The sequence below is a fragment of the Candidatus Neomarinimicrobiota bacterium genome, from assembly GCA_018647265.1.
Classification (GTDB): Bacteria; Fidelibacterota; Marinisomatia; order Marinisomatales; family TCS55; genus TCS55.
In genome coordinates, this window is sequence record JABGTK010000088.1 from 1 (window position 1) to 6,963 (window position 6,963).

The 6,963-nt window shown below is 39.5% G+C and carries 6 protein-coding genes; 4 read left to right on the forward strand and 2 right to left on the reverse strand.

Annotated elements, in window-relative coordinates; all coding sequences use genetic code 11:
* Window positions 1-164: 164 nt before the first annotated feature.
* Genes HN459_05160 through HN459_05175 form a run of 4 tightly spaced genes read left to right on the forward strand, consistent with a single transcriptional unit; the run spans window position 165 to window position 3,406 of the window.
* Window positions 165-1,214, forward strand: a complete 1,050-nt coding sequence (locus HN459_05160) for a DUF3179 domain-containing protein (protein MBT3478834.1) — start codon at window positions 165-167, stop codon at window positions 1,212-1,214.
* An 18-nt stretch (window positions 1,215-1,232) separates the two neighbouring features.
* Window positions 1,233-2,261, forward strand: coding sequence for a DUF3179 domain-containing protein (locus tag HN459_05165; protein MBT3478835.1), 1,029 nt, complete (start codon window positions 1,233-1,235; stop codon window positions 2,259-2,261).
* Window positions 2,258-3,190 (forward strand): hypothetical protein, encoded by a 933-nt coding sequence (locus HN459_05170; protein ID MBT3478836.1) that lies wholly within the window; start codon window positions 2,258-2,260, stop codon window positions 3,188-3,190. The genes HN459_05165 and HN459_05170 overlap by 4 nt, the downstream gene beginning before the upstream one ends.
* Window positions 3,191-3,214: 24 nt before the next feature.
* Window positions 3,215-3,406 (forward strand): hypothetical protein, encoded by a 192-nt coding sequence (locus HN459_05175; protein MBT3478837.1) that lies wholly within the window; start codon window positions 3,215-3,217, stop codon window positions 3,404-3,406.
* Here HN459_05175 and HN459_05180 read toward each other — a convergent pair.
* Window positions 3,396-4,499 (reverse strand): NAD(P)/FAD-dependent oxidoreductase, encoded by a 1,104-nt coding sequence (locus HN459_05180; protein MBT3478838.1) that lies wholly within the window; start codon window positions 4,497-4,499, stop codon window positions 3,396-3,398. The genes HN459_05175 and HN459_05180 overlap by 11 nt on opposite strands.
* Before the next feature lie 13 nt (window positions 4,500-4,512).
* A partial coding sequence (locus HN459_05185; GenBank protein ID MBT3478839.1) for a hypothetical protein occupies window positions 4,513-6,963 on the reverse strand: 2,451 nt, incomplete at its 5' end.

Genomic DNA, 6,963 nt, shown 5'->3' on the forward strand with positions numbered 1-6,963 from the left:
ATTTTCATCCTCACAGGCGAAAAGTGCAAGTGATATCAAAAGGACATAAATTTTCATATTTCTCCACATACCCAAAAATTACACCAAATGTCTGCAACATGACAGAATAATTGTGTGAAAGGCCGGTAATCTCATAGTGTAAAAAAGTCATTGGGGGACAGATTATGAAAAAACTTATAGCGCTATTTACAGCCATCCTGATAGTAGGGTGCGAAGACAATAGTTTTATCGGTAATACGTCAGGTAGCTCTCAGGTAGAAGCAAAAGATGGTACATGGCTGATTGACCCCGATTTTATTCGCAAAGGATGCTTCGGAGGTAAGGATTGCATCCCAAGTTTAGAAAACCCTAAAAAAACAACCCATGACGATCCCATCGTAGATTATTTAAACGAAGAAGATTTGGTGGTGGGGATTTGGGATGGTGGTAAATATATTGCCTATCCTCATAATATTTTAGATTGGCATGAAATAGCCAATGAAAACGGATATACCATTTCTTACTGTCCCCTAACGGGTAGCGCTCTTCATTTTAAAACGGGGGGTGAGTTTGGTGTATCGGGGATGCTTTATAACAGTAACCTGATCATGTATGACAGGAAATCCGACAGTTACTGGCCCCAGATGTTATTAAAATCAGCCAATGGCCGTCGGTCCGGGGAACAATTAAATCTGCAACCCATGCTGGAGACCACTTGGGCCAATTGGAAAAAACTCTTCCCCAATTCAATAATTTTAAATGGAGATTATGGGTTTCCTCGGGATTATGCAGAATATCCCTACGGGTTTTATAAGGAATGCAATGCTAAGGATTGCGGTGACTTTATCTATTTCCCCATCCAATCATTGGATAAACGGCTCAAAGCAAAAACGCGAGTCATTGCTGTTAATACGGATAAAAAACAAAAAGCTTATGTGATTGAAAATTTTGATTCACCCACGATTATTAACGAACTCATCGGCGGTATACATCATTCAGTTATTATATCCGGAATAGATAATCTTGCGGTGGCCTACGAAACTAAAAGTCCATTAAAAATTAATCAATGGAATATTGAGGATGGAATTATTCTCCTTGAGGATAATTCAGGAAACCTTTGGAATATTTTAGGCCGATCTAAGGAAGGATCGACGGAATCATTAAAACAGGCCCAAGCCTTTATATCATATTGGTTTTCACAAGCGGCCTTTTACCCTGATACCAAAATTTTTTAACAGTAAAGTGAGTACATCATGCTAAAGAAGCTAATTTTATCCACAACATTTTTACTCGTAGCCTGCAGTAATCCCGTTTCCTCCTCAGTTAATTTGGATAATTCAGACTGGCTCATTAACACGGACTATGTACGACAAGGATGCTTTTCGGGAAAGGACTGTATTCCTAGCCTTGAAAGTCCTGGGAAATCTTCTATTGACGGTGCAAATCTCCAATTTTTAGATGACAATGATTTGGTGGTTGGCATATGGAATGGCCAGAAATATGTTGCTTATCCTCACTCTATTCTCGATTGGCACGAAATTGTAAATGAGGAAGACTATACAATTTCATATTGTCCACTCACGGGAAGCGCGCTTCATTTTGAGACAAAGACTGAATTCGGTGTTTCAGGGATGCTCTATAACAGCAATCTGATTATGTACGACCGAGATAGTGATAGTTATTGGCCGCAAATGTTTTTGGGTTCAGCATCTGGGGAAAAACAAGGCGATAAATTTTCATTGGAACCAATGTTGGAAACAACATGGAAGAATTGGAAAACTCTCTTTCCCAATTCTATGGTGGTGAATTCGTCTACGGGATACGCACGAAACTACGATGCTTATCCCTATGGTCGGTACAAATCCTGCAATTCAGAAGACTGCGGTGATTTTATTTATTTTCCCGTTGAAACTCTGGACGATCGGTTACCAGCTAAGGAAAGGGTGTTATCCATTATTACCAAATCTGTACAGAAAGCATACGTTATTTCATCGATTGCCACGGCACGGGTGATTAACGAAACTATTGCCGGTGAAAATTTTGCTATTGTCATATCGGGAAATGAAAATATTGCAATCGCTTTTGAAGCCAATGATTCACTTTCTATTCAATCATGGAATCCTTCAACTGGATTAATTATTTTGGCAGATACTCAGGGTAACCAATGGAATATTTTGGGAAAATCACTGAACAATGGCACCAATCTGAAGGCGGCCAATTCATTCATATCCTATTGGTTTTCACAGGCTGCATTTTATCCCAAGACGCAGATCTACAAATGATATTCCGATTCTTACTTGCCATTATTCTCGCTATTGGCTTGACGAACCTAAAAGGCCAAGTGTGTTGTTCCCTCGTGGGCGCCATCGATCAAGGAGGCGGACTTTCCTCTTCCCACTGGGGAACCCACTGGCCTTCTGAATTTGATGATTTTAGCAAAACGCGTTGGATTGTTGGTATCCAATCATTGGCCAGAAAGGATAATCATTTGGATATCCGTTACGGGCCGGCCTTTTCCACTTATTTTCAAGCGTCAAAATATATTACAAAAACAATTATTGGATATGGACAGGTTGACTTTAATTCAGCCATTCTTCAGGAGAAATTATCATTTGATCCTCAAAAAACTCGCGTGGATGTTACAGGGTATCGATTTGGAACGCGCTTCCTTCTGCCCAATCGATTGGGCTTTGGCGCTGTGGAATTGAATAATACAAATCAACCGAAACTGTCCAATGATAATTTCACCTTTCAGTTGGCATCAGTCCCTGCTGTTTCAATATCATGGATCAATCGTTTTTCCATGCCTTGGCAGGCAATAAATCCATTTTTTTTATCCGCCATATCCATCACTGCAATAATAACAGAAAACCTAAAAGAAGACCCCAATGTTTTTATCGACAAGCGGGGATCCATTAGTTTTTCTTCCCTGATTCAAACCAATGATCGATTCAACTTTGCACCTTTTATTCAAATAGAATCGCAAAAACTTTTAGCGCCACTTTCTCCTTGGGAAACCAATCGCCAAACACGTTGGTTGAATGAGGTAAAAGCCGGTCTGGATGTGACGCCAACGCACCACCAATGGAATTGGTTACATGGGAGACTCGCCATTCCAATCTTTTGGTGGGCGTCACGGGCTGAATTTCCCGATGGCACTGAACCGGTGATTCAGTTTTCTCTTGTTGGGACTTGGTCTGGAAACCGATAAATTCCACCAAAAATGGGATTAATCATGAATCGATCAACATACATATTATTAACAGGGATTGTTTTCACCGCAGTGGCACTACTTCATTTGTTAAGAATTATTTCGGGAGAAAGTGTGCTTATTGGCGGTTGGGAACTACCAATTTTGTTTAATTGGGTGGGAATGGTTATTACAGGATTTTTAGCATACCATGGGTTTCGGTTGACTAAAAATTGAGTTTTTTACGAATTGCCTTTCTACGCCTCGTATCGACGGTGTCCACTGCTCGAACGGCATATTCCTGAGCAGTATACACTTGTTTCATCATGGGTTCATCCTCCCGTTTAGCCATATCACCCACAGCAAACAATCCTTTCACTGATGTTTCTCCTTTGCGATCTATCCACACATGACGTTTTTCATCTGGTTGACTTTCATCCATGAGACGCGCATTCATCTGGCGAGCAAGATCATTATATACACGATGTAATCCGAGTGAAACTAATGCATAACGAACGGAGATTGAATCATGGCTCTTGAATTCAAAACCATGGAGTTGCTTCACTCCTTCGCTTAAAAGGCCCACGATGGGATCTTCAATAATTTCAACATTATAATTCGTAAGTATCTTTTGCCGGTCATCAGATATGACAGGCGCATTACCATTGGTTATTATATATACTTTATTTTTAAATCTTTCATGAAGCATCATGGCTAATTCCGCAGCCGTATTTGATTGACCGATTATGGCTACTGAATCATTTTTAGTCAAATGACCTTCGCAACGAATGCAGTAAAGCACCTGCTCCCGATTGGCAAATGGGTAAATCCATTTGGGTGTTTCTTCCCATTCTCCTTTTCTATTTTGTTTTTGTATATGGGGTTGTTTGTCCATAACACCAGTGGATAAAATGACGGCAGTACTTTCGGCAGATTCATCATTGAAGCCAATCACAAATTCGTCACCCATTTTTTGCAATGAATTAGCTTCACTTTCAATAATGGTCACTTGGGGAATATCTTTTTCAATTCGCTGAATGGTATTCTGAATCAGGATTCGATTGTTAATATGGTAATGTTCATTTTCAATTAAGGCAATGGCTTCATCTTGCTTATTCTTTTTCAACGATTTGATGATTTGATTTTTGATAACATCTTCATGGAATCCAACAATATTATCCAAATTCATCACCCATTGAGATCGACTTCTTTTTCTTGTTTTGTTAGAACCTAAAAGCCATAGTGTTTCCATACCATTTTGTCCGGCTCGAAGCGCAGAAGCAGCACCACCAATACCACCACCTATAATAGTTATATCATATTTTTTCATAAAATTAAATTACTTAATACCCCAACCAATAAGACGCTTTAATTACAAATGTATTTACAGGTTTGTTTTCAAATAGCGTTCTGTAGTCATCGCCAATATTCAACTCACCATCTCGAGGAACATAGTTATCCCTTTGCTGTTGCCAAACAAAAAACAATGTTGAACCTGGTCTATACTCCCAACGTAATACAGCGTTAAGCCGTACCGATTGAAAACTGAAATCACGGTTTCCGATGGTGAAAGATTCCGCCGGTCCAACCCCGTCTGGATCGATGGTTGAGTTCCCATTTTGATCAAGGGTTAGGGTTCCTATATCTTTCCCATAATAGTCGAAATCGAATGTACCTGCTTTTCGCAATTCTTTAAAATCAGTAAAATCATAGGCCATAACAAAAGGCGATACAAAAAATTGCAATGTGAGATCTGGCGTGAATGTCCAGTCAACGTTCATGGAAATACTTTGACGCTCTGATTCAATATCAGCAAGAATGTATCGGTTTCCAAACGTCTTGGTATTGAACTTATCGGATATTTTGATTACATATTGATCCGTATCCCGTTCTTTAGAATAATTTCCATTCACACTAAAGGATATATTTGAAAATGGTTTCACTGTCAGATTTAAACCGTAGGATTTATCGAATTCATTGGAAGTATCTTCACGATAATTAGAACGCACCCGTAATATTATTTTTTTCCGCCGATCCGTGCCTATATTCCCTCGTAAACTCCAACTTGCGGGAACCGCCGCAATAGGACCTCCTCTGGTCAACCCATAGTTAATACCTCTAGGGGATATATTCCCACCAGTATTGATATTCCAAAAATTATTCATGGTAACATTGCTACCAAAAAATAAACCTTTATTCCCAGGTTCATTATCAACAGAACTGTAATACCATGTACCGCTGTATAAATTCCAATTTCGAATACGTTTACCCGGAGTATTCTCCATATACATAAGGAAAGAACTGATGCCGCGATATCCTGCATTCTGTTGATACCCCAAATCATTTACTTCATAACCGGGGCTGTCTTCATTAATCGAAATAGAAGCACGCACATGTTTACCTGCAAATTTTGTCAACTCCAGTTTATAGGCAATACCGCTTAATGATGTTGCTGTAGAATCTACTGATAAGTGATCGGCGTCCGGCCGTTGAAAATACCGGATTGGAGAACGCTGGGCATTTGTTATGACTTTTTCATTCCCACTGATTCGACTTCCTGTAACATAACCATTCAATATCCAATCTTCGTTCTTTAAGCGATGAGAGAAATCAATACCACCTACATAGGCATTTTTGTTCAATAAATTTTTAAATTGATCTGAATTGAGATTTCGATTATTGGCTGTGAATAAAAATCCAACATTGGATTTTCCGCCACGAAAATCTTTTTTTACTCGAGTCACCAAACTATTGGCCTGCGGTTCGACCGCTTCCGTTTTCTCTTTTCCTTGACTGGTGGTATAGGTGGCCTTTTCCTCTGTTGTAATGGCATCCATTATGCCGATAGACCAACCGGAACTTGTTTTTCCGCTGAGCTTGCCCGCTGCAAGAATTGTGGTATTTTCCGGATAATCTGTATAAAGAGCTTCCGAATCGGTTACACGGCCTTGAGGTCTTCGTCCAATTCTTCGAGAATAAAAAATGGATGAACTGGGACCAATATCTATATTCATGGGGCTACTGCCAAAATCAAAAATATCAACCCCCTCTAAAAAGAAAGGTCGCCGTTCTTGAAAAAAAGTTTCATAGGCAGAAAGATTAATAACAGCCGGATCTGCTTCTACTTGTCCAAAATCAGGATTAATTGTCCCTGTGAGGGTGAAATTCGAACCGAGACCATACTTAAAATCCAAACCCATATTGGCTGAAGGATCATTTAATTGATAATAAGGATCATCCGTATTTCCGTCCTGCCTTAATACTTTCCCTGCAGAGTAGGGTTGAATTTCTAATCGCTTGGGTTGGAGGGCTGTTTTTATTCCGTATAATGTACCAAATTGGGAAACGAACCCTTGCGATTCTTCAAGAATGGGAGACCAAAATAATTGTTCACCATTCCTTGCGATAGAACGCCAAAACTGTAAACCCCAGGTTTTTTCTTCATTTTTGCCATTATAACGTAATTGACTAAATGGAATTTTTAATTCTGCAGTCCAACCGTCATTGTCAATCACTGATGCACCAGACCAAACTGCATTCCACGTGGGATCTTCATTCCCATCATTGTAATACAGTTGATCTTTCAGGACGCCCCTTGGGTTTATTTGAAATCCATAAGCAGTCCGTAAATCATAATAACTATCCAGAATAATTTCAAACCAATCCGAATACCCATCTCCATCCCGGCGAAACATTTGAGCTGCAATTTTTTCAGGATCAGTTTCATACATTCGCGCACCCACATAAATGAATTCATCATCATAGAAAATACGTACTTCAGTTTTTTCTGTGGC

Bases quoted from the DNA above. Each gene is read 5' to 3' on its own strand.
- HN459_05160 (MBT3478834.1), top strand. From the start codon at position 165: ATGAAAAAACTTATAGCGCTATTTACAGCCATCCTGATAGTAGGGTGC.
- HN459_05165 (MBT3478835.1), top strand. From the start codon at position 1,233: ATGCTAAAGAAGCTAATTTTATCCACAACATTTTTACTCGTAGCCTGC.
- HN459_05170 (MBT3478836.1), top strand. From the start codon at position 2,258: ATGATATTCCGATTCTTACTTGCCATTATTCTCGCTATTGGCTTGACG.
- HN459_05175 (MBT3478837.1), top strand. From the start codon at position 3,215: ATGAATCGATCAACATACATATTATTAACAGGGATTGTTTTCACCGCA.
- HN459_05180 (MBT3478838.1), bottom strand. From the start codon at position 4,499: ATGAAAAAATATGATATAACTATTATAGGTGGTGGTATTGGTGGTGCT.